We start from the raw sequence: 23,233 nt of genomic DNA, 5'->3' as shown, positions 1-23,233 counted from the left end.
GGGAGCGGGCTCAGATCTCCTCCAGCCCGGATACCAAACGAGTACTCTGCTCGGATGTCAGGCGGCTTGATCCAGCCATACCTTGTCGAGGTCAATATCGAACGTTGGGTGCATCCCATACCCCCTGACATGCTTGGTCGAATGATTGAACAAGGATAGCCAGTAAGGCTGGATGATGATGCCGGAATCCTGCAGCAGAGTTTCGATTTGCATCATAAGTTCCCGGCGCTTCTGTGGATTCGGAAGCGTCAGCGCTTCATCCAGTTTTTTATCGAATTCCGTATTGGACCATCCGGTCTCATTCCATGCAGCGCCACTGCGGTAGGCAAGTGCCAAGACCTGGACGCCCAAGGGCCGCATGTTCCAGTTCGTTGCGGACAGAGGGTATTTCATCCAGTTCTCCCAGAATGTGCTATCGGGAACGATCGTACGTTTGACCTTAAATCCGGCGTCGTGCAACTGCGCAGCGATGGCGTCTGCACTGGCTTTGAGCCAATCTGTGTCGCTAGTGATAAGTTCGTGCTCATAATTCAGTTGACCAGCTTCGGCCATAAGCCGCTTCGCAGCTTCCAAATCCCGCCTCTTTTCTGGAAGCGGATAGTATTCCGGGTGTACGGGTGCCACATGGTGATTTGCTGCCACAGCACCTAGATCATTGATGGCAACCTTCAAAACAGTATTGTTGTCAACCGCCATCTGTAGCGCGTTGCGTACTCTCTTATCATCGTACGGCTTAGTTCCGACCTGTGTGCGGCACACCGCTGTCGTCGCTGTCGTGGCCTCCGACTTTACCAATCCAAGATTGTCAAAGATGCTGACATAATCAGAGGATGTCTGGTAGTTCACCTCTATTTCCCCCGATTCGAAGGCGTTCTGAACAGCCGATGGATCACTGCCGTAGTCGATGAATTGCACCTCATCGAGATAAGCTTCACCACCCCACCAGCTTCCGTTTGTCCGACGCCTCACGACTGCCTTTTGGCCGACATCCCACGACACCAACTCAAATGGGCCAGTTCCTATAGGATGTGAAACGATGTTCGATCCATTCTTGTCAAAATCCCGGTGAACCACTAGCGCGGGATAATCAGAAAGGCTGGCAATAAGGGTAATGTCGGATCTAGGCAACTTGAGCTTAACTGTATAATTGTCCACCTTTGTAATGGATCCGGCTAATGCTTTTCCTGTATCCTTGTCAATTAGAGTAGCAATATGAGCAGCCATTGAGTTCCCAGGTACGTCTCGTTCACTCCAGCGCTGTAGATTAAAGATCACGTCATCGGCATTGAAGTCATCGCCGTTGTTCCATCTCACGCCCTTGCGAACGTGCAGCGTGTACTCGGTAGCATCGTCGTTGATGTTCCAACTCTCGAGAAGACACGGTTCGAAGGTATACTGCCGTGTGTACTTCACGAGCGGTTCCAGAAATTGCCTGTAGATATTTGCGACCTGTGGGTAATCATTTATTCGGGGATCCTTCGGACCAAAAATCTGCATCGCAATTCGAAGGCTTCCGCCTTTCTTGGGCACCTCTTCAGCATACGCGGATAAGGTCTCGCCGAGCATTGAGTATGCCATGGCTGTCGACGCACCAAATATGGAAGCAATAGCCAGAAACTCGCGCCTGTCCATTTCGCCTTTCTTGGCTTCCTCGGCAAGACTGTCGAGGACCATTGGCATCGAGCTGCCATGCTTAGTTGAACGGTTCATTCTAACCTCCCTTTTTTGGCGACGAAGAAGATGTTTGCTCGACCGAGAGATGCACCGACTAGGACAATGCCCACTATGCCGCACGTTTCGTCCAGTAGATATTCGCCGTGTTCATGCCACTGGTCATATCCCTCGAATGCCTAGAACGAGTAATTTGATGGGCGACCAAATCATGCGCGATAGAGTGCGTGCGGTGTGCCACTAAGTATTTCAGCCCCCCCTTCCCTAACCACAATCTGTTCGCTGCAGCCGCATATGCGTCCACATTCGCCAAACAGCAGGATTGGCATGTGGAAGTTCATGCCGACCTCGAGGACATCCGTAGCATCTGGCTCCAGACTCAGGTTGCCCCGCTCCCCCCAATGGATCCCGGTTTGGTATCCAGTTCGGTGACGAAAAACTTGCAGACGGCCAGATCGCTCAATCACCTTGCGGGCGGCCGAGTCCACCGCCCCCGCCGTGACTCCCGGCTTGATCGCCTCGATCGCGGCCTCCAGAGCCTCCTCCGCCAGAGAATGCAGAGATTCTGTCTCGGAATTCGGGCCAAGCACTGCAGTGCGGGCCAAGCCCGCAACATATCCGTGCTTTAATACTGCCCCGAGTTCCATCATAGCGGGGTCGTTGCTTCTAAGCTTGTTACGAGTTGGCGAACCGTGCGCCAATTTCGTCCGGTCACCAAAGACTAAAGTGGGGCCGTCAAAAAGTGCGCCCCCCGCCTTGTAAAGCTCGTCCTGAATTTTCATGATTACTTCCGATTCAGTGACGCCTTCCCGAAGTGAGTTCTGGAACGTCCGTACAGCAACGTCGGTCAGAGCCATGGACTCGCGCATGGCTTCGATCTCTAGCGGGCTCTTGACGGCGCTCACGGACACGACCAGTCGGGTAGCATCGGCGACCTTCATGTCGGGGAGTTGTGCCTGAATGGCATTCATATCGGCCGGAGCAAGATTCCAGCAGCCGAGCTCAAAACCGACGTTGCGCCCCTGCAATCCATACCGCCTAAGAACATCAGCACACGCTGTGGCAAAGTCGTTTTGCTGCGAATACGAAATTATATGGTCGATACATCCTTCCGCTTGAACGGTAGAGATCTCGAAATCGCGGACTACATAGATCGGGGGTTGCCCTGGCACCATTATCAACGGGAATGGAGCGAAGTACGCGCCATACCCGTGGTATCCAGTGAGGTACCGGAGATGGCCGTGAGCGGTCACAACGAGCGCGTCAAGATGAGCCTTTTCCATTTCCGCGAGCACCCTCTTCTGACGATGCTCGTATTCTGATTTAGGAAATGGGATACCCGCTTCGGGAACGGCCGAGATAGTTTCTGTCATAAATCACCTTAGATTGGACCATACGAGGAGGGCTCGCCAAGCGCGGGGTTCTTATCGGACAAGACTCGACGGACCAGGTATTGGAGCGCCGTCACAAGCGGCTTTCGCGACTGCGGGTAAGCCGTCGCTGCGCGCTGGTCGCAAGGTATTCCTTTGAACGAGCCAATGGAGGTCTATTGAGCCGCTAACAGCTATGCCAGCTCGGTATGGATGGATGGCATAAGACTGATGGCATGAAATAAATGAAATGGGTGCGGCGGAGCAAAGCACAAATTGGCGGGCATCTGCGCAGATCCGCCAAGTCAGAAGGGCAGATGCACTGACAACCATCCGAGTCAGACTTGAAATGCCCGAGCGCGGGTCAGGCGACGCGCGGCAACGGGTTGGCCGGTGGCACCGAGGTGCCTCTAACCTGATAGCGAGCGAACAGCAAGCCGACATTCGATCCGTCACCCGGCGGCGACTTCCGACATCATCTCTACAAGTTGACCGAAGAACTCGGGATCATCCGCGCTTTTATTTTCAAGCACGCTGAAGTACACGACGACGATACCGGTGTCCGGGTTCGCAATCATATATTGTCCCCCCAGACCACCGTGGCCCAACCAAGTCCCGTTGGTTTGCAATTGGCGGCTATAGCGCGTCCAGTCGCGCGGCTTTGGCATGGGAGGACCAGGATTGCGCCGCGCCTCTTCGATGAAGGCAGCGTCTCCGACTCGGAGGCCGTCGACCCCCTCGCCCCGGCGCGCGAATAGCAGGCCGTAGCGCGCCAGATCGCGGGCGGAAAGGCACGCGCCACCGCTGACTTGCGGCACACCCTCGCGGTCGCAAGTGATATGAAAGCACCCCTCGATGCCCGCCGCCTCAACGATATCGATCAACCAGTTTCGCAACGCCCGGCCACTGGCGCGCTCCACAATCCAGCCGATCACGTGGCTGTTCATCGAGTTGTAGATCGCTTGGCCGGTGCGATTCACCAAGTCGCCGCCTGTGACACCGCGGATTAAGGAGCGCATCGACCTGTCGACTTCTCCCTCCCGCGGCAGTTGCCAGCCCTTGGCAGCCTCCATATCGTAAACTAGCGAGCGGGGATCACTGCTATCCTCGTCATAGTCGTTGGAGACGTCCATGTCGGCGGTCGCCTTGACGGTTGCCACAGCGTAGCCGGTGCCGATCTCGGGCAAGTAGTGCTTGACCGGGCGGTCGAGATCGACAATGCCTTGCGCGACGCACCGGCCAAGCATCAGATTGAGCGTTGTCTTAGTAACAGACATGAGAGGATGCGTTCTCTCTGGACCGAAGTCTGGCGCATAGGCTTCGTAGAGGATGCGCTGACCTCGCAGCACTACAAAAGCCGAAAAATGCGGCATCGCCAGGAAGCGCGCGATCTTGGGCCTCTCTCCAATGGTCCAGTCGACTTCCTTTATGAGTGGCAGGACACGGGGAGCACGCAGCGTCATGACGTAGCGCGCCGTGGTTTGTAAGTTATGGAACCCGCGGCGGCGATGGTCAGGAAGGTTCCAGTGCGCCCCGCTGTCGAACGGAGCGTCGAGTTCCGGATTTGCGATTGAAGTGAGCGTCATTTGGGTAATCACAGGTAATGGCATCCATGTTAGATCTGCGGGTGAACTGCACTGTAACGATAGGTATCGTTGGTAACTGATCTAGTTCTAAGGTCGGCAGTGTCCAACGTTTTCGTAGCGTACACAACCGAACGAACTCGCCCTCTACTAAGGCGAGCCTAGAAGGTGTCGCTCACGATAGGTATCGCCGAGCATCGTGAGAATGGGTAAAAGTTTTTTCTGGTACTAAAGTCAGCTTATATCTGCTCGTCGGCGAATACTGAGTAGCGCAAGTTCTTGTGTTCGCCGGGATAGCTTGTTTTTATGTAGGTTGGTCTCGACAGCCCCCCTGACGAGACGGCAGCAGCGTTCAGCGCGTTGCGCACGACATACCTGGCCTGCGGATTTCGTAATGAGGTGCATCTTCGGAGAAGCCCACTCCAAAAGTATAACCGCGCGCAAACCCATCAGTCCGGTACTTGAAACGCACTCGGGTCGCGGAAACGGCGTAGCACGTTATCGGAAATGCGGGCGACATTGTTGGCGTAGTCGGCGTACGGCAGGCAGCTGCCCCAGGCGATGGAGCCCACGGAAAAGACAGCGCCGCCCGCTGGTGTCTCGAAGAACGTCATATCAGCACGGATAGGCTCTCTTGGTGCATCGTTCCACAGAGCCGTGAAGAACTCGCTTCCACTCATCCCGCGCATGTATGAGCTGCTATGGCCCTCTGAGGCGGCAACCACGAGTGCATGACGTGGGGTTCCAAGCCCGCGATCCACCACGTCCACTTCGAGGCCCGCCGCTCCGCCTAATGTACCGAAGTCCCCGATGATGCTTTCGGCAATCCCTTCGAAAATGAAGCGCGCCCGCGGATCGTCAGAGGCCGGGAGGCGACGATAGTAACTGGAGCGGTCAAAAGCCTCTGTCCGATAACCGACCCCAACGAGTGACTGTTCGGGTCTGCCCAGATCCCGCCATGGGCCGCAGAGCCGGCCTGTAAAGCTGCTGTAGGCGTCACCCGCTTCGACACGGCCCATCTTTGAAGTGCGGCGCCTGAGCTCGACCAAGCCGCGTCTTCGGGGATGGAAATCAATCGTGTGGTAAAACCCGTTGCCCCCGAGATACATGAGCCGACCGCCTTGAGCAAGGAAGCCATCTAGGGCCTGCAACATCGGTTGCGACCAATACTCCGGGTGGCTGCCCGTCACCAGAACGCGGCAACCCTCCAAGGCAGCCAGGCCCTCGCGATCGAGCTCCTCGTCCGTCAAGACGTTGTGATCGGGCGCTGCTTTGGCCAACCAGCCGAGGATGCATAGATCAATCTGGAAGTTCCAGAGCCAGCCTCCTGGCTGCCGGTTCAGCACTGGCCGGCGTAGCGATCCGATCCAGCGCCCGCTGCCATCTTCATGCGGATCGTAGAGTGACCTGCCGGGGCCTGGAAGACCAACAGCAAGAAGATCGAGCGGCGTGTAGGTGACGCCAAGGCAGCCGAGACCGTACTCTATTCGCTGCTGTTGGGACACCATGTTGACGTAGGCTGCATAGGTTGCCGTGGGCGCGAGGAAGGCTAGATCGCTGGAAGCGTTTGCTGGCTGGCGAACGTAGAAGGGGACATAGAATTCGGCATCGTCGCCTTTCAGGCGGGCCGCATAGCAACCGCTCGGCCACTTGACCGGTACCGTGAGCCGCAGGTCTTCTTGCCAGCCGGGACTCTCGATGTCGTCGTGGTGGAAGTAAATGGCGGCATATTGTTCAGGCGCGCTGCGCCAATCCAAGGTCGAGCCATCCCAGTTCGAGCCCTGGACAGCACGGGCGGGCTGATTGTTGCACAGGCCGTCGTGACCGGAGCCGGAGAGATCCTGGACCACGTCTGAGGCAGGTTCGTTCGCCAGGTCCCAATCGGCCACGCAGGGCCAGCCGACCGGCTCGTTCGGCTTGCATGCAGCCAGATCCTTGGTTTGGTCAAGAGACAGCGCGGCGGCCAAGATGCGCGGGCGTTCTATTTTGCCGTTGAAATGGTGGCAAGGAAGGCCGTCGCCGCCTCGCTCGGCTGCGATTAGAAGGTGGCCATCACCGCCTGCTGGCGGACTAACATCATCCACGGTGAGCCAACTCGCGCCGGCGTGGTCATGCGTTCCGGATGCGAGGCGATGCACCGCAAGGAGCAAACGGTGGCGCTCGGCATCATAGCTTAGTGCCACGAAGCTCCAGCGACGCAAAGACAAGGGCCGATCAAGGCGATAGAGCCGCGGCCCGTTGGCGTCCGCAAGGATTGCGGTCAGGCAGCCCTCGGCATCGAGCCGTAGGGCCACTCCCCCCCGCCCGTCCGCGGTCAGCGTACTCAACAGACAACGCGGTTGGCCGTTGACATGGGTCGGGAAAATGGTGCCGCAAATCGTTATCGAGCCAAGATCCGCCAGACGCTGCGAGCCCTCAACCTCAATGTAGGAACCAGCCCGGATGGGTTGCTCGCGACCTGGATAACGCTTGCCCTCCATCATTACGGACGGCTTAAAGGGCGGCATTTCCGGTCCGGCATCACAGCCAAGCAAGCGAACGAAATCGCACTCGAAGCTGTCGAGTTTGATGCAGCTCACGGCAAAGCCGATGGTTTCGCCCGGCTTGACGCTGTCGCGATCCGCATAGGCCAGAATCACTGGTTGATCACGCTTCATTATCACTTCCCTGCAGTGCGCCGATCAGATGTCGCCAGCGCTGCTTGAAAACCCAGCGCTCAACGTCCTCGCGCGTTTGAAAACAGGCCGGCGCTATTTCGGCGATGTCCAAGCCGTCAGGCGACCAGCGCGCGGCGCGCCACTCGCTGTAGGGCTTGGTCATGATCGTGAACCACTTGCCGGCGGTCGGTTGGGAACGCATCACGTCCAGAACGAAGCGCAGATCGGCACTGTGGCGACCGAAGGGTGCATCCAGGAACTCGCGCACCAAATCGAAGCGTTCAGCGAAAGCCGCCAAGGCGGCGCGGGCTGCCGCTGTGCCTGCATCCTCAACACTGCGTCCTACCCAAGATTTACTGAACTCAGCGCTCGGACCTTCGGTCATGTCTAGCCCTCAAAAACTTAGAATATTGATGCTTCTCCCCAAGGGCGCTCCCGCTGTCTGTTCGTGCTAGTTCCCTCCCGGGCTAGCTGGAAACGCCCCGCCAACTAAGCCAGAGCCAGGCCGCGGGAGGCCTCGGCAGCCTTGCTGGCCCCACAAACGCCTTGAGCAGACGTGATGTCTTCACATCTGCTCAAGTCCGACCGATTCTCCGGTCGGTTACGACCGATGTCGAAGATCTAGCCCATCAAAGCAGCGTCGAAAGGACATTTGGTGAGATTTTCGAAGCCGTTCTCGGTGACCAGCACCTGCTCCTCCAATTTCACCCCTTCGCGCCCGCCGACAGCTCCAATGTAAGCTTCAACGCAAAGCGTCATGCCTGGCTCAAGGATGTAGTCAAACGCTCCCGGAATGAAATCCTCTGGATACATAATGGCAGGATATTCGTCGCAGAGGCCGATGCCATGCATCATGCAACCGTAGCGCTGGTGGACGAATTCCTTCGGAAGCTTATGGCCCCGTTCCGTAAGCTCCGTGAATGACACGCCGGGCTTCAGCAGGGCCATATTGGTCTGCACATGCTCATATGCAATGGCATGCAACCGACGCTGCTCGTCGGTGGGCTTCCCATCGCCACAATACCAGGTTCTCGAAAAATCGGCGCACATGCCGTAAGGACCCACCATATCGGTATCGAACGCGACCAAGTCGCCCGCTTCGACGCGGCGCGGCCCTGCCTCCGCCAACCACGGATTGGTGCGTGGCCCGGAGGTGAGAATGCGCGTTTCAATCCACTCACCGCCCCTGGCGATGTTTTCGGCATGAAGCACCGACCACAGTTCCGTTTCGGCTATACCCGGCTGCAAGCGCTCGCGCATCTTGGCGACGGCAATCTCGCAAGTCGCGATCGAGCAGCGCATGGCGTTGATCTCGTCGATCCCCTTGATGGCCCTCGCATGCTCCATGAGTTGCATGCCGTTGCAGACTTCGATGCCGATTTCATCCAGAGCGCGCAGGCCAGGAATCTCGATCTTGTCGACGGCCAAACGGCGGTTCTTGCCTCCGCTTCGGCGCAGAAGCTCGTCGACCTGCCCGGCAAACTTCTTGGCGATCACGTCTTCTGCGTCGCCAGCGGCGAAATAGAAGAAGGCGGCGCCCCCGTCCCTGACTTCATTAACGAGTGGAAGGTGAGCCGAAAGGTGCTCGCAATTGTGCAAATCCCAGATTACGACATACCCATCCGCAGATATGAACGCCGCCCGATTCGCGTTGTGCGTAATCCAGAGCTGCATATTCGATGAGTCGGTGGCGTATCTGATATTCAGCGGATCGAAGCACAGCACGCCCGCGTAGTCGCGCTGACGAAGCTGCTGGACGATGCGGGCGAGCCGCGTCTCACGCATTCTCACCAGGTTTGGCGGCGTCAGCCCCAGTGCCGACCATTCGGCAAAGGCGACATCGGTCGGCCCGATTTCCACGCGATTGTTGTCATCGATGCTCCCGTCGGGCTTCAGCGCTGTTGGACGCCGGCTGGGGTCAATTTTGTGCGTCGTAACCGAGAAAGATGACATGGATTAGCGTTCCCTAGGTTGGTTTTGGGCAATTAAGGCTGAGATTCGCAGACTTCGATACGCGGAAAAAATACCGCGTGTTATAGAATGGATTTACCCGCGCGATGTCCTCCAGCCTCTCAGCGCCAGAGGTTAAGCTCGATATGCATTTGGATTGGCGCCGAACGCGAGGCGGAAGCACTTGGAGAAATGCGAGGCCGATGCGAACCCACAGGCTACCGCGACCTCAACGATCGGCAAGTCCGTCTGTTCAACGAGACGCTTGGCACGGGAAAGTCTCACATGGAGGTAATAGCGCATCGGCGAGGTTGACAATGCGCGCGCAAAGAGCCTTTCGATCTGACGTTGCGAGCGACCAACGCACCTGGCAATGTCGCGCAGGGGTATAGGGTCCTCGACATGTTCTTCCATGATGCGGATTATTTCAGCGATCGGCTTGGAAATGCCGATTTCGTTAGGGCTGATGGGCGACTGTCTTTCCGAGGTGGAACGCCAATGCCCGGCCGTGGTGTGCCGACAGACGGCCAATGCCACCTCCTTGCCGAGGTGCTCGCTGATCAACTCCATCACCAGGTCGAACGACGCGAACTCACCTGCACATGTGACTAGCTGGCTATCCCGAACGAAGAGTCGGTCGGTAACTTGGGGCCGTCCGAATGTCTCGGCGAATGCGGCGCGCTTGTCCCAATGAATTGTGCAAGGGACCCCATCGAGCATTCCAATCTCGGCGAGCAGCCACGTTGCTGTACCCAGAGCCGCTATGGGAACGCCGTGTCGTTTGTAAAGGCGAAGAAGATTTATAAGAGGAGCTGAAACCTGCTTTTCGACCATTTCGCCAGCCAAGACGACGACCATAGTTGGCCGATTTCCAGACTGCAGCATTTGGCTGGCGCATTTGAAGTCACCGTCCACCGACAGCCCAAAGCCGCTGGCGCATTTTACCGGCTGACCGTCTTTGCTCAGCAGGGACCATTCAAAAAACGGCCGTCCCAAGATCGAATTGGCAAGGCGAAGCGGGTCCACGAATGATGAAAGACTGAGCAGGGAGAATCCAGGAAGCGTCAAGATCATCAGACGGCACTGATCGGTTTGTGCATCCACCTGATTCTTTGCGGCGTCCCAAAGCACTGGGCCTGAACTGCCGGGCGGTGAAAATGGCGCGTTCATGGTGTCTAATCCGTCCAAAATATCGCGCCGGATTTAACTGCTGTCGGCGCGAGATCGAGCCCTCAGAGGTCAAGCGCGAACGTTGTGCTTGCGCTTCATGAAGTCCTTGGCGGTCTCGACAGCGACGGCCGCGTCACGGCAATAGGCGTCGGCGCCGACGGCCTTGCCGAACTCGTCGTTAAGCGGCGCGCCGCCGACCAGCACGACGTAATCGTCGCGGATGCCCTTTTCCTTCATCGTGTCGATGACGACCTTCATGTAAGGCATGGTGGTGGTGAGCAGTGCCGACATGCCGATGATGTCGGGCTGATGCTCCTCCAAGGCCGCCATGTATTTTTCGACCGGGTTGTTGATGCCAAGGTCGATGATCTCGAAGCCGGCGCCTTCCATCATCATGCCGACGAGGTTCTTGCCGATGTCGTGGATGTCGCCCTTGACGGTGCCGATCACCATCTTGCCCTGCTTGGGCGCGCCGGTGGCGGCGAGCAGCGGGCGCAGAATGGCCATGCCGGCCTTCATGGCGTTGGCCGACAGCAGCACTTCCGGCACGAATAGGATGCCGTCGCGGAAATCCTCGCCGACAATGCGCATGCCTTCGACAAGCGCCTCGGTCAGCACGGTGTAAGGCTGCCAGCCGCGCTCGAGGAGAATATGCGTTCCCTGCTCGATCTCTTCCTTCAGCCCGTCGTAAAGGTCGTCATGCATCTGCTGCACGAGCTCCTCGTCGGAAAGCTCGGAAAGAATGATCTCTTCATCAGCCATGTTTTGTCTCAATTCTGATTTCAAGGAGGTCGGCACCCCATGCTCAATGGGGCGCCGACCCGGCTTCGGACGAAGCCTTGGGAGTTCTTTGGCCACGAGACCTTCAACAGAAGCATCTCGAAACCTGAATGAAGTGCGCACCTCTGCTGCGCTGTTTCCACGCAATTGACCGGCACGGGAGCCTAGGCAATGCTTGGCGAGATCTCCTCCTGGCGCTTGGCGACGAATGCATCGAGTTCTTCTCGCAGGGCCACATTTAGAGGCGGCTGCTCATAGCTGGCGATGATGTCCTTAGCCTTCTCGCGACAGCGCTGCGCCATATCTTTTGATCCCTTGACCTTCCACTGCTCGTAGCTGAGATAGTCGAGTATTTCGGGCGCGATGAAAGCGTCCTTGAAGTGCTTGAGCGTGAAGGAATCCCCGAGATAATGCCCGCCGGGGCCGATCCGCCGGACCGCCTCGAGAGCGTCGTCGAAATTCTCGAAGGATATTCCTTTGGCATATTTCTCGATCAGCAAGTTCTGCTCTGCGTCTGCGACAAACTTTGCCATGCAGCATACTAGGCCGGCCTCATCCCAGCCGCCCGCGTGCATCATCAGGTTCGCGCAAGCACTGGCCCCTGACATGTATGCGACCGCCGACTCATACCCGGACTGAGCATCGAAGGTCTTGGCGGAGGACTGGGACGCCGTGGTTCGCCACGGAACGCCATACCGCCTGGCCAATTGACCGATAACAGCGTTGAGCAAGGTAACCTCAGGCATCCCGGACATCGGCGCGCCGCTACGCATCGACACCGAGACCGAGTATTGGCCGTAGATCATTTTCGCGCCGGGTCTGACCAGCTGGGTATATGCCAGTGCTGCGAGCGCCTCTGCGTTCAACTGCGCGATGGTGGCCGGGATGTCCGCAGGAGTGTTAGCTGCTCCGAGAACAAACGGCGAGAGCAGGACGACCTGGTTCGCCTCGACAAAAGCTCGAAGGCCCTCGAGCATCGTTGCATCCCAGACCAAAGGCGAATTTCCCGATACATGCCCCATCATCACGGCGTTCTGGTCCATGAACTCTTTGCCGTGGACGATGCGCCCCATGGCAATAGAGTCCTCGGCTCGCTCCCTCCCGGTGGTAAGACCGAAGAAGGGCATGTTCGTTTCAACCAGGCTTGAATGGTTGATGTGCAAGTGGCGCCAAGGCACCGCGATGTCAGTCGGCTCGCAGGTGAAACCTCCAGCGATGTGGAAGCCCGGCAGCATCTGGGTGAGCCGGTTCATGTCGCGCAAATCCGCGATTGTCGAAGCACGCCGGACGCCCTGCAGGTCGCGAACATTTGGCGCGCCCTGCATGGCCCCGAATGTCATCGTGTCGAGCCCGATCTCGAAGCGTTTGGGACGGATCGCGCGATGTCATCTCAAAGCTGGAAGGCGCCTTGGCCAGGAGGTCCATGACCATCTCGCCTTCGAGACGGACGCGATGCTCCTTCACATCAGCTCCAGCCTCCTTCCACTGCCTGATCGCCGTCTCATCCCTAAATTCAATGCCGATCTCACGCAGAATTGCTAGAGAAGCTTGATGGATGCGTTCTAACTGTTCCGGAGAGACGACCTCCACCGGTCGAATCCCGTACTTAATGGTAGAAACGCGCGGTCGTTTCTCGGCTTCCCTCGCTGCAACCACAGAAGATCTGCCTCCGCGGCGTCGGATTGTGGGAGTATCAGCGTCCATCATAGCCTCGTCTGCGGTTCCGGTAATCAGCGGTCCACGATATGAAATCGAAAAAATGCCGCCCGAAAATGCGCGGCCTTGCTCACCATGACTTGATGGTAAGGACCAAGGCGCACCATGAGAATGCCTAAAAGTTTGAGGTGGCGCTAAACCCAGTTTATATCTAGCCAGCTGAGGCCAGCCGGGGCGGTGAGTGAGGAGCCTGGGCCGGCTCAGAAATCACAGGCGGAGCTCTTCGGACTGGGCGAGAAACCAGTCTACCAAGATCTTGCACCGCTTGTTCTTGCTGACGTCGTCGCTGGCCAGCAGGAAGAATGCTCGTTCGGTCTTGATCTCGGTTGGGAGCGGCCTCACCAGAAGACGGTTCTTGACGAGTTGCTGGGCCGTCAAGGACCAGCCCAACGCTATTCCTTCGCCGGCCAGGGCCGCCTGAAGCGTCAGCTGGGAGTCGTTGAAGACGATGTTGGCCTGATCCCGCTCGCATCGCCACCGGCAAGCTCGACCCACTCGGACCAGTCCATGCGCTTGCGATAAGCATCCGATCAACTGATGGTGGATGAGATCGTCGACGGCCTGTGGAGCGGGATGCGACAGAAGATAGGCGGGTGAGCAGACGGGAAAGATCATCTCGTCACAGACGAACCAGCTATTGCCTCTGTCAAAGTCCCGAGGCCGCACCCAAACCGTGACGTCGACCTCGTGATCGGGATCAATGTCGCGATCGGTGGCGACGACCTTGATCCTGATGTCGGGATGTTCGGCCTGGAAGTCGTAGAGCTGAGGCGCCAGCCAATGTGCCGCCAGCGAGGTTGAGGCGGCAAAGGTGATGTATTGCGTTCCGCGCCCGGAGATCGCCTCAAGCCTTTGCTCCAGCCGGCGAAAACTCACGCGCACCTCGTCGTAGAGCTGCCTTCCTGCCTCCGTCAGCTGCACGCCGCGGTTGTCGCGCACGAACAGACCGGTCCCGCAATGCTTCTCGAACATCTTGATCGAGTGCGAGACACTCGGCTGCGTCACATTGAGCTCGCTTGCCGCCCTCTTGGAAGCTTAATGAACGCGCAGCTGCTTCGAAAACAAACAGCGAATGGGTGGACGGCATAAGATCGCGCAGCTTGGACATGAAGCAGGTCTATATCAAATGCGATCTTTTCCGTCTACGAGCCCTGTGACCGATGCTCTATCGAATTTTGCTCTAATACCCACCTTGAGCGAGCTTTCAGTGAATCCATTCAACACAGGTGCCCTTCAAAAGCGGATCGTGGTTGAGCCACCTCATCCCGAACCGACCATGTGCGGCTGGTACACCGCGTCCGGTCCGGAGCTGCCCCTGTTACCTCAAAAAGGCGACGTCAACTGCGAATGTCTGGTCATTGGCGGCGGCTGGATGGGATTGCACGCGGCCCGTCGATACGCCGAACTCAATCCGGATTCATCCGTCATCTTAGTGGACGCGGGCCGCATCGGAAACAATGCCTCGGGACGCTGCATGGGTTTTGTCATTGACCTGGCCCACAACCCGCGGAAACAGGATTTCGTGGAGGACATCAAAGGCAACAAAGAAGAGCTCTTCGTCAATCTAGACGGAATCTCCTTTATCCGGAGCGCAGTCGACGAACACGGCGTGGAATGCGACTGGGACCCGCAGGGGAAGTACCACAGCGCCCGCGACCGCACATGGCGTCGAAGATCTCAGACGGTTCTCCAAGGCGTTGGACACGCTCGGGCAGAGATACAGCTGGGTCGAGACTGACGAAATTCGCGCTATTACCGGCAGCCAGCATTATCTCAAGGCCCTGCACCACCCGGGCACCATCCTCCTCCAGCCGGCGAAATATCTCAAGAACGCCACCACGAGGCTGCCGGCGAACGTCACCGTTCACGAGAACACCCCTGTGGTAGCGGTGCAATTCGGCCTCCCTGAGCATGTTTTCGAAACGCCCACCGGAACGATCAGGGCTTCAAAGGTCATCATCTGTGCATCGGGCTACCTTACCAAATTCGGCTTCTTCAAGAACCGGGCGATCCCACTTTACACGTTTGCGAGCATGACGAGGCAGCTCACTGAGAAGGAGCTTGCCCAGGTGGGCGCCAAGCCAGCTTACGGGCTCATTCCGGCCAACAGCTTCGGCACGACTGTCCGGAGAACGATGGACAACCGGCTGTTCCTTCGCAACGTCTATTCCTACGCCACGGACTTCAAGACAACGAAGCGCGATGTAGCAAGGGCCAAGGTGCAACAACAGATCGCCTTCGACCGACGTTGGCCAGGGCTTTCAGCGATCGGGTTCGAGGCCAGTTGGGGCGGTCTTCTTACACTTGCACAAAACGGCGGCATGGTCTTCGGCGAGTTGGGCCGCAATGTCTACGGCGCAGCGTTCTGCAACGGAACAGGTGTGGCGAGGGGAGCCGCCTTTGGAAAGGCCGTCGCCGAGCTGGCAACTGGACGATCGTCACCCGTCATCGATATCCTAAAAAAGCGGGCGAGCCCCAATAAGCCCTATCCCAAGGCTGTGACTGCAATGGGCGTGCGCATCGTAACCGCGGTCCGTTTCAGACAGGCCGGCGCTGAGGTCTAGCAATAAACCGCGCGAATTTGACCGGCATTCAGGCCGGATGAGAGCTCGGCGCTGTAACTCAGGACGGCTGTCCGCGCCAGCGTCGGCCATTCACGGCTTCCATGTACGCTTCGATTGTGAATGCTACAGTGGCCAACACTTCCGACCGCGACATAGGGTGTATTTATATCGCAGAGCTTTTTTTCGTAGTTCAGCGACCTCTAATCGTCGCGTAAATTTGCATCAAGCCTCTCTGGCGCTTAAGCACATAGGGTGGTCTAGTTGGCAAGCGGATGGACAATCTCAGCAGCGCGCCCTCGTCTTCCATCGATAGGAATATTGGCCAGACCGGGGACAAGATATCTGGCCGGCGGGTCCATCGGCTACCAGTCGGAGGCCGCGGCGAGACGACGAAATTCAGGTCGGTAGGCTAGCTCCATAATATCAACCATAAACCTGGAGGTTTCAAATGGGATTTTTTAACAGGCTGGGCAAATCTATGCCCAAAATAATCGACAGGCTTGCCGAAGAGACAAGAGCAGGTGGAATGGATCGGCGCGAATTCCTGGCGCTCGCCTCAATATTTGGCGCTTCGACTGCTGTGGCGTACTCTATGATTGGGGCCATTCCGGCTGCACATGCGGAAGAGATAGGAAAGAAAGGTGGAACATTACGAATTGCCATGCCCGTCTACGGTGCCAAAGATCCTCGCGTAAGTGATTATCCCGAAATCGGTAACATTTATCGGCAATTTCTGGATCCACTGGTCAAGTATACCAACAAGTTCACTTTCGAACCTTGGTTGTTGGACCATTGGGAAGCCAAAGACGATGCGACGGAGTACGTACTACATGTCCGCAAGGGTGTGAAATGGAACAACGGCGACGATTTCACCGCCGATGACGTCATGTTCAACCTGAGGCGGTGGTGTGAAAAGGATGTGCCCGGGAACTCCATGGCAGCGCGTCTGGCCGCACTCATCGATGAAAAGACGGGCAAGGCGAAAGAAGGCGCCATCACAAAGGTCGACGACCATACGATCAAACTCACGCTGTCGAAACCTGACGTCACAGTCATCGCCGGTTTTGCGGACTACCCGGCTTTGGTGGTGCACCGCGATTTTGAAAAGAACGGGTCAAATCTGGTCACCCATCCAGTTGGTACGGGACCGTTTGAACTGGCCACATGGGAGGTGGGCCAAAAGGCCGTGCTGAAGCGCCGGACGAACGGGACATGGTGGGGCGGTGAACCGTATCTGGACGAGGTTCAGTTTATTGACTATGGCACCGACACATCTCTGCTTCAAAGCGCGTTCGAGTCAAAAGAGATCGACGCAAACTACCAGACGTTTGCGAACAACGTCGACGCGTGCGACGCGCTAGGCCTCGCCAAATCCGAGGCAAAGACGGCGACGACGATCGTGTGCCGGACGAAGGTTACCGCCAAGCCATATGATGACCAGCGAGTTCGCAATGCCCTGCAACTTGCCGTCGATAATGGCACTATCCTGCAAATTGGCTACAATGGCCGTGGTACGGTTGCCGCCAACTATCATGTAGCCCCCATACACCCGGAATACTATCCTCTCCCAGAGAAGAAGCGAGATGTCCAGGCTGCAAAGCAACTCATGACCGAAGCCGGTCAGATGGAATTCGAGCATGAAATTTTCGGCCCGGATGTCGATTGGCTCAAAGACTCAGCGGACGCAATTGCGCAGCAGCTCCGCGAGGCTGGCTTCAAGGTGAAGCGCACCGTTCTGCCAAGTAGCACTTTTTACAACGATTGGATGAAATACCCCCTTTCGGCCACGAACTGGAATATGCGGCCGCTTGCTGTTCAGGTCTTGGCGCTCGCCTATCGAAGCGGCGCTGAATGGAACGAGTCCTCTTGGTCAAACCCGGAATTCGATAAGCTCCTGGACCAAGCGCTAACCGTGCCGGATCCCGAGAAGCGCAAACCGCTCATGAAGGACATTGAAACGCTTCTGCAGGACTCCGGCGTTCTCATCCAGCCCTACTGGCTGTCCGTGTTTCACCATTCGACCAAGCAGGTGAAGGGATACGACATGCACCCGACATTTGATGTCGACCTCGCAAAGGTTTGGATCGATCAAACTGGCTGATGGTAAGCTTGACAATCGAGCGGCTTGCCGGAGGGCAAGCCGCTCAAACTCCTTCTGACTTTCAGCGGACACTCCGGAAGATATGGTCGTCCTGACGGCCTCCAAGACTGGCGTTGCCGACCCTAAGTCGCCAGTCGGGTCCAACATCTTTCGCGGCAGGCGGGGCAGTTTGGACCCAGAGACCGAGGCTCTGGCCCGGGTGTGGGCATGACCGGCGAAGATGGGCTCCCGCCCCTCCCCTATTTGTGATTCCTTCCGGGCAAGCGGGTCGAGATTCCACCAATTCTCTTGGGCTGCTGATGGAACGAAATCACATGACTTTGATCCAACACTCCAGAAACCTCTGGGAATTTCGTGACGCATGTAACGTGTACATCCTGAAGAGTGGTCGGAATGCCCTGTTAATCGATACAGGTTCCGGCGCTGTCATGCAGCACCTCGCTGAGATCGGGATCGACCGAGTTGATTGGGTTTTACATACTCATCACCACAGAGACCAATGCTGGGGAACAAGAAGCGTTCAGAAGACGGGCGCGAAGGTTGCCGTGCCGGAATTCGAGAGACACCTGTTCGACAATGTCGAAGCTTACTGGCAGGCCAGAGCGATATACGGCAACTACAACAACACGAATACATTCTTCTCGCTGGGCAAAAACGTTTCGGTAGACGCATTCCTGGAAGACTATGGTACTTTCGTCTGGAACGAGTACGAAATATTCGTCCTTCCAGCCAAAGGCCACACTTACGGCATGGTGGCCCTGGTCACGCACGTGGACGGCCAGAAGATCGCCTTTACCGGAGACTTGATGACGCCCGGCGGCAATCTCTATCAGCTGCATGCGATGGAGTATGCCTACGGCGATCTGGTCGGCGTTGAGTTCACAATGCAATCCATTCTTGCCTTAAAGAAGGAAAACGTGTCCGTCGCTTACCCTTCCCATGGAGGGATAATCAGCGATGTCAGGGCGGATATCGAAAGGCTGGAGCCAAAGCTAGAACAGCTTGCGAATATAGGCCGGCTTTTCACATCGGGATGGAATACAGGATTTGAGGATTGGAAGACGTTGCGTGAAAGCAAGCTGGAGCGCATTTCGGATCACCTGCTTTGGGCGGGCCCATACACCTGCTCGAACTTTTACATCGTGCTTAGCGGGTGCGGGCACGCGATGCTGATTGACTACGGATTGTCCTCACAGGGACACCTGCATTTCGGCAATGACCATGGCGCCATGCAAGCTCTCCGTTTTATCGAGCATCATATGGACCAGCTCCGGGATGATTATGGAGTGCAGCAGATCGAACTGGTTGTTCCCACTCACATTCATGACGACCATGTTTGCGGGATTCCCTTTCTTCAGCGAAAGTTCAATACTCAGTGCTGGGCTCTCGACTGTGTCGCCGAAGTCATTGCCAATCCATCTGCCTGGGCGAGTACGCCATGCTGTTTTCATAAACCCATTAAAGTGCAGAGAGTTCTACGCGATGGGGAGACGTTCCGCTGGAGAGGGTTTGAATTTCAGATTCACTATGCACCGGGCCAAACCGAATTCCATTCAATGATCTTGGGTCAGATTGACGGAAGGAGGGTGCTCTTTAGCGGTGATAATGTCGCCCTCTGCAATCCTCGCGCTGGGGGAATCCATCGCGAGATCCCTGTCCAGTTAACTGTGATGCGCAACAGCTTCCAATTGGAAATGCATCGACGTTGCGCAGACGTATTGCAGGCCACGAAGCCTGATCTCCTGTGTCCCGGCCATGGCCCGCTGATCGAGATGGGTCCGTCACAAGTCGCTGAGTATACGGGCTACGTCCAGCGGAAGGAGGCGGCTTTTCGCGATGTGGTGCGGGAACCTGCGGACCATTTCATCGATCTTTTTTGGGCGCGGATGTTGCCATACGTTTCAGAGGCCCGCCCGGACAGCGAAGTCACCTATACTGTGAGGATCCGAAACAACCTGAATCGCTCCGCAGTGTATGAAGCTCGCCTATTACCGGATTTTGGTTGGCGACCGCGCGCCGGAGTACAACCGATGACGCTCGCGCCGGCAGAGCAAGGCGACATAATCCTTCGCGCGACTGCACCATCGGACGCGGATCGAACGCGCAGGCTATTGGTTGCCGAGGTTTTTGTGGATGGCGTGTCGCACGGGCCTATCTGTGAAGCCCTCGTGACAGTCGCCAGCGGGCGTTAGGCTTGTGAGTTCCTTGCCGAGTAGCCGGTCGAGAGAGTGGCAAATTTCTGATCGGCCGGTTTTCCTCAAGCAGTTATGGCGACAGTCGATACAAAGTCACCGGGCGGGTTGGCGAATATGCGACGAACGCCGGCGACCGCGGCGGGTTCGTTCTCTTCGTGCCGGTGATGCGTAGCACTGACTGCCTTTGCAATTGGCTCGGTTCTGGGCCTTCGCTTTCCGTATCCTCTTAGAGGGGACGAGAATCTCTCCACGGATGGGGTCAACGGGACTTTTCTGAGCCAACGATGGCGGAACGCCCGATACGCAACATTGGTGCCAATCGCCCACCTTCCACGGCTCTGGGTCGCGATCGCATCAGCGCCCTATCGACGCTTCAGCAAAAATTCCGAAACCAACGCAAGCTTTCCGGGTTCGAAAGCAGGATGCTGGCGCGACCTACGATACAGACGCAGACCGAGCTCATCTGTCGAGGTTGGCTGGTTTAGCTTACTGACCCGACAATGTATGGACAGGCAGAATGCGCTTCACTGGGCAGGCGATTAGACCCTGCCCAGTGAATGCGCGTCACTCACCCCTGTGAGCACGAGGCGTGTTTTCCGGCGATTGGAACACTGCGAAAGGTGCGCAGGAGCTTCTGCAGGTTCGGGCTGTGATGCCCGAATGGTGCCCGGCGGAACTCGCTTGCCAGTGCAAGCGCCTCTGAGGGATCAGCAAAGTTCATGGGTTCTCACCTGGCCTGAGCTGCGGCCTTTGCCGGAGCAAGCTCGCTCTCGAGCGCGACGTCGATCGATTCGTCGATGATGCCCAGCGCTTCGTCGACCTGCGCATCCGTCAGGACCAGCGGCACGAGGAAGCGGATGACGTTGAAGTGGCGGCCGGCCGATGCCAGCAGCAGGCCGCGGCTGGCTGCTTCCTTGATGACCCTGGCGGTGAGCGCGCGCGCCGGCTTGCGGGTTTCTCCATCTTCGACCAGTTCGGCGCCGATCATCGAGCCCAGCCCACGGATGTCGCCAATCACTGTGCGGTTTCGCTTCTTCTGGATGCGCTGCAAGCCAGCCGTGAGACGCTCGCCGATCTCATTGGCGCGGCCAAGCAGGTTCTCCTCCTCCAGCACATCGAGCACGGCCAAGGCGGCCGCACAGGCCAGCGGGTTGCCCGCATAGGTGCCGCCCAGGCCGCCTGAGGTAACCGAATCCATGATCTGCGCCTTGCCGACGACCGCGGCAATCGGGATGCCGGCTGCCAGGCTCTTGGCCATCAAGAGCAGGTCAGGCTCGATGCCGGTATGCTCGATGGCAAACAGACGCCCGGTTCTGCCCAGCCCGGACTGCACCTCGTCGGCAACGAGAACGATGCCGTGCTGGTCGCAAAGGCGCCGGATGCCTGCCATGAACTCGACGGGGGCCGGAATGAAGCCACCTTCGCCCAGAAGCGGCTCGATGACGATCGCCGCGACCGCACTCGCCTCGATCTCGGATTCAAACAGCGTGTCCAGGGCCGCAAGGCAGTGTTCGACGCTGACACCCCGATAGAGATCCGGGTAAGGCGCGCGATAGATGTTGCCCGGGAACGGCCCGAAGGACTGCTTATAGGGATTTACCTTTCCCGTCATTGCCATGGTCAGCAGCGTGCGGCCGTGAAAGGCGCCGCCAAAGACAATGATGCCGCGCCGCTTGGTGTAGGCGCGGGCAATCTTGACGGCATTCTCGACCGCCTCGGCACCGGTCGTGACGAGCAGGGTCTTGGCCCGTCCGCCCACCTTGCAACGCTGGTTCAGCCGCTCAGCCACGGCGAAGGTAGCTCTCATAAGGAGCGGTGCCAAAGAAGGTGTGGCTGAACTTGGCAAGCTGGGCCTGAATGGCAGCGACAACCTTCGGATGCGAGTGTCCGACCGCGAGAGCGCCCATGCCGCTCAGGAAGTCGATATAGCGCCGTCCCTCCACGTCCCAGATCTCTGCACCTTGAGCCCGCTCGACATACATGGGAAAGGGCGGAGAGACCGAAGCCGCAACCGCAGCGTTCCGGCGCTCGTCCAAAGCAACATTCGACACCATTTAATTACCTCCTGTTAGATCGCATCGAGACGCGCCAGAAAAACCACGCCATTCGCCAAGGCTCGCGGCAATGAAGCATCATCACTGTTCGGATGAAAAGTTCTGCAAGAGCAGGTCTCGATCTGAGCATAGAGAGTAGCGGACCCGCCGAGAACAGCTAAAAGTTTTTGTCGGCCCCAAATCCAGTTTATGCCGGACCGCATAGCGGGCGCGCCCAAAGCGTAAGTTGCGCAGCAGGATGTAAGTTAGAGGACAACCGTTTCCGTCACGCGCTCCCAAATGGGATGAACCCAGAGTCACAAGAATCTAACGGCGACTCAGGCGCAATGCACTACTGGAACTCCCGTCGGAGCGGGCTGGCGAGAAAAACAGTTTATATCTAGCCGGTCGGAGGCGCAAACTGAGCCGGGGTACCACTTGGATGTGCCGGCTCGAAAGTCACAGACGGAGCTCTTCGGACTGGGCGAGAAACCAGTCTACCAAGACCTTGCACCGCTTGTTCTTGCTGACGTCGTCGCTGGTCAGCAGGAAGAATGCTCGTTCGGTCTTGATCTCGGTTGGGAGCGGCCTCACCAGAAGGCGGTTCTTGACGAGTTGCTGAGCCGTCAAGGACCAGCCCAACGCTATTCCTTCGCCGGCCAGAGCCGCTTGAAGCGTCAGCTGGGAATCGTTGAAGACGATGTTGGGCTTGATCTCGCTCGCATCGCCACCCGCGAGTTCGACCCACTCGGACCAGTCCATGCGTTTGCGATAAGCATCCGATGAATGGATCAGCTGATGGTGGACCAGATCGTCGACGCCCTGTGGGGCTGGATGCGACAGAAGATAGGCGGGCGAGCAGACGGGAAAGATGATCTCGTCGCAGACGAACCAGCTATTGCCCCTCTCGAAGTCCCGCGGCCGCACCCACACCGTGACGTCGACCTCGTGATCGGGATCAATGTCGCGATCGGTGGCGACGACCTTGATCCTGATGTCGGGATGTTCGGCCTGGAAGTCGTAGAGCTGAGGCGCCAGCCAATGTGCCGCCAGAGAGGTTGAGGCGGCAAAGGTGATGTATTGCGTTCCGCGCCCGGAGATCGCCTCAAGCCTTTGCTCCAGCCGGCGAAAGCCGACGCGCACCTCGTCGTAAAGCTGCCTGCCTGCCTCTGTCAGCTGCACGCCGCGGTTGTCGCGCACGAACAGCCCGGTCCCGCAATGCTTCTCGAACATCTTGATCGAGTGCGAGACACTCGGCTGCGTGACATTGAGCTCGCTTGCCGCCCTCTTGAAACTCAGGGTGCGGGCAGCTGCTTCGAAAACGAACAGCGAATGGGTGGACGGGACGAGATCGCGAAGCTTGGACATGAAGCAGGTCTATATCAAATGCGATCTTTTCCGTCTACGGCGTCGCCGCTGCATCGCCTATTCAAAGATGAAGCT

At 57.6% G+C, this 23,233-nt stretch carries 18 protein-coding genes and 2 pseudogenes; 4 read left to right on the top strand and 16 right to left on the bottom strand.

All coding sequences use genetic code 11. The features are described from left to right. Positions 1–57: 57 nt before the first annotated feature. From ACVMIM_RS12055 to ACVMIM_RS12000, 12 genes and pseudogenes are all read right to left on the bottom strand, one after another. Complete coding sequence (locus ACVMIM_RS12055) at positions 58–1,710, bottom strand: ABC transporter substrate-binding protein (protein ID WP_476112146.1); 1,653 nt, start codon at positions 1,708–1,710, stop codon at positions 58–60. Positions 1,711–1,880: 170 nt separating this feature from the next. Further along, positions 1,881–3,044, bottom strand: coding sequence for a M24 family metallopeptidase (locus tag ACVMIM_RS12050; protein ID WP_476112144.1), 1,164 nt, complete (start codon positions 3,042–3,044; stop codon positions 1,881–1,883). Positions 3,045–3,493: 449 nt separating this feature from the next. Continuing rightward, positions 3,494–4,627 carry a serine hydrolase domain-containing protein gene (locus ACVMIM_RS12045; protein WP_476112142.1) on the bottom strand — a complete coding sequence of 378 codons (1,134 nt, stop codon included), beginning with the start codon at positions 4,625–4,627 and terminating at the stop codon, positions 3,494–3,496. Positions 4,628–5,073: 446 nt separating this feature from the next. Continuing rightward, positions 5,074–7,281 carry a N,N-dimethylformamidase beta subunit family domain-containing protein gene (locus ACVMIM_RS12040; protein ID WP_476112140.1) on the bottom strand — a complete coding sequence of 736 codons (2,208 nt, stop codon included), beginning with the start codon at positions 7,279–7,281 and terminating at the stop codon, positions 5,074–5,076. Then, positions 7,271–7,666 (bottom strand): N,N-dimethylformamidase alpha subunit family protein, encoded by a 396-nt coding sequence (locus ACVMIM_RS12035; protein ID WP_476112138.1) that lies wholly within the window; start codon positions 7,664–7,666, stop codon positions 7,271–7,273. The genes ACVMIM_RS12040 and ACVMIM_RS12035 overlap by 11 nt, the downstream gene beginning before the upstream one ends. Before the next feature lie 236 nt (positions 7,667–7,902). Further along, positions 7,903–9,234 carry a dimethylsulfonioproprionate lyase DddP gene (gene dddP, locus ACVMIM_RS12030; protein WP_476112137.1) on the bottom strand — a complete coding sequence of 444 codons (1,332 nt, stop codon included), beginning with the start codon at positions 9,232–9,234 and terminating at the stop codon, positions 7,903–7,905. A gap of 132 nt (positions 9,235–9,366) precedes the next feature. After that, a complete protein-coding gene (locus ACVMIM_RS12025) occupies positions 9,367–10,401 on the bottom strand; it encodes a GlxA family transcriptional regulator (RefSeq protein WP_082044275.1) in 1,035 nt (344 codons plus the stop codon). 69 nt (positions 10,402–10,470) lie between these two features. Continuing rightward, on the bottom strand, positions 10,471–11,163 hold the full coding sequence (locus ACVMIM_RS12020) for a corrinoid protein (RefSeq protein ID WP_476112134.1): 693 nt from the start codon (positions 11,161–11,163) through the stop codon (positions 10,471–10,473). A gap of 182 nt (positions 11,164–11,345) precedes the next feature. Next, positions 11,346–12,536, bottom strand: a complete 1,191-nt coding sequence (locus tag ACVMIM_RS12015) for a trimethylamine methyltransferase family protein (RefSeq protein ID WP_476117191.1) — start codon at positions 12,534–12,536, stop codon at positions 11,346–11,348. Between the two features lie 25 nt (positions 12,537–12,561). Further along, positions 12,562–12,885: pseudogene (locus tag ACVMIM_RS12010) on the bottom strand (trimethylamine methyltransferase family protein); the annotation flags it as partial. A 219-nt stretch (positions 12,886–13,104) separates the two neighbouring features. After that, positions 13,105–13,773 carry a LysR substrate-binding domain-containing protein gene (locus tag ACVMIM_RS12005; protein WP_476117189.1) on the bottom strand — a complete coding sequence of 223 codons (669 nt, stop codon included), beginning with the start codon at positions 13,771–13,773 and terminating at the stop codon, positions 13,105–13,107. 33 nt (positions 13,774–13,806) lie between these two features. Further along, a pseudogene (locus ACVMIM_RS12000) lies at positions 13,807–13,911 on the bottom strand (helix-turn-helix domain-containing protein); the annotation flags it as partial. Between the two features lie 178 nt (positions 13,912–14,089). Here ACVMIM_RS12000 and ACVMIM_RS11995 point away from each other — a divergent pair. The 4 genes from ACVMIM_RS11995 (at position 14,090) to ACVMIM_RS11980 (ending at position 19,754) form a co-directional block, all read left to right on the top strand. Beyond that, the gene (locus ACVMIM_RS11995) at positions 14,090–14,635 is read left to right on the top strand and encodes an FAD-dependent oxidoreductase (protein ID WP_476112133.1); all 546 of its coding nucleotides are present in this window, start codon (positions 14,090–14,092) and stop codon (positions 14,633–14,635) included. Further along, positions 14,595–15,461: an NAD(P)/FAD-dependent oxidoreductase gene (locus ACVMIM_RS11990; protein WP_476112131.1), complete on the top strand. Its 867-nt coding sequence runs from the start codon at positions 14,595–14,597 to the stop codon at positions 15,459–15,461. The genes ACVMIM_RS11995 and ACVMIM_RS11990 overlap by 41 nt, the downstream gene beginning before the upstream one ends. Before the next feature lie 448 nt (positions 15,462–15,909). Next, positions 15,910–17,562: an ABC transporter substrate-binding protein gene (locus ACVMIM_RS11985; RefSeq protein ID WP_476112129.1), complete on the top strand. Its 1,653-nt coding sequence runs from the start codon at positions 15,910–15,912 to the stop codon at positions 17,560–17,562. A gap of 314 nt (positions 17,563–17,876) precedes the next feature. Next, entirely contained in the window at positions 17,877–19,754 is a 1,878-nt protein-coding gene (locus tag ACVMIM_RS11980; protein ID WP_040970556.1) for an MBL fold metallo-hydrolase, read from the top strand. Positions 19,755–20,325: 571 nt separating this feature from the next. Here the strand turns inward: ACVMIM_RS11980 and ACVMIM_RS11975 are convergent. From ACVMIM_RS11975 to ACVMIM_RS11960, 4 genes are all read right to left on the bottom strand, one after another. Beyond that, positions 20,326–20,478 (bottom strand): N,N-dimethylformamidase alpha subunit family protein, encoded by a 153-nt coding sequence (locus ACVMIM_RS11975; RefSeq protein WP_476112127.1) that lies wholly within the window; start codon positions 20,476–20,478, stop codon positions 20,326–20,328. A gap of 6 nt (positions 20,479–20,484) precedes the next feature. After that, a complete protein-coding gene (locus ACVMIM_RS11970) occupies positions 20,485–21,564 on the bottom strand; it encodes an aspartate aminotransferase family protein (RefSeq protein ID WP_476112126.1) in 1,080 nt (359 codons plus the stop codon). Beyond that, entirely contained in the window at positions 21,539–21,811 is a 273-nt protein-coding gene (locus ACVMIM_RS11965; RefSeq protein ID WP_476112124.1) for an aminotransferase class III-fold pyridoxal phosphate-dependent enzyme, read from the bottom strand. The genes ACVMIM_RS11970 and ACVMIM_RS11965 overlap by 26 nt, the downstream gene beginning before the upstream one ends. 438 nt (positions 21,812–22,249) lie before the next feature. Continuing rightward, entirely contained in the window at positions 22,250–23,158 is a 909-nt protein-coding gene (locus ACVMIM_RS11960; RefSeq protein ID WP_052459110.1) for a LysR substrate-binding domain-containing protein, read from the bottom strand. Positions 23,159–23,233: the final 75 nt, after the last annotated feature.

The organism is Mesorhizobium sp. USDA 4413 (assembly GCF_056280365.1).
This window is presented reverse-complemented; position numbering and strand designations above follow the sequence as displayed.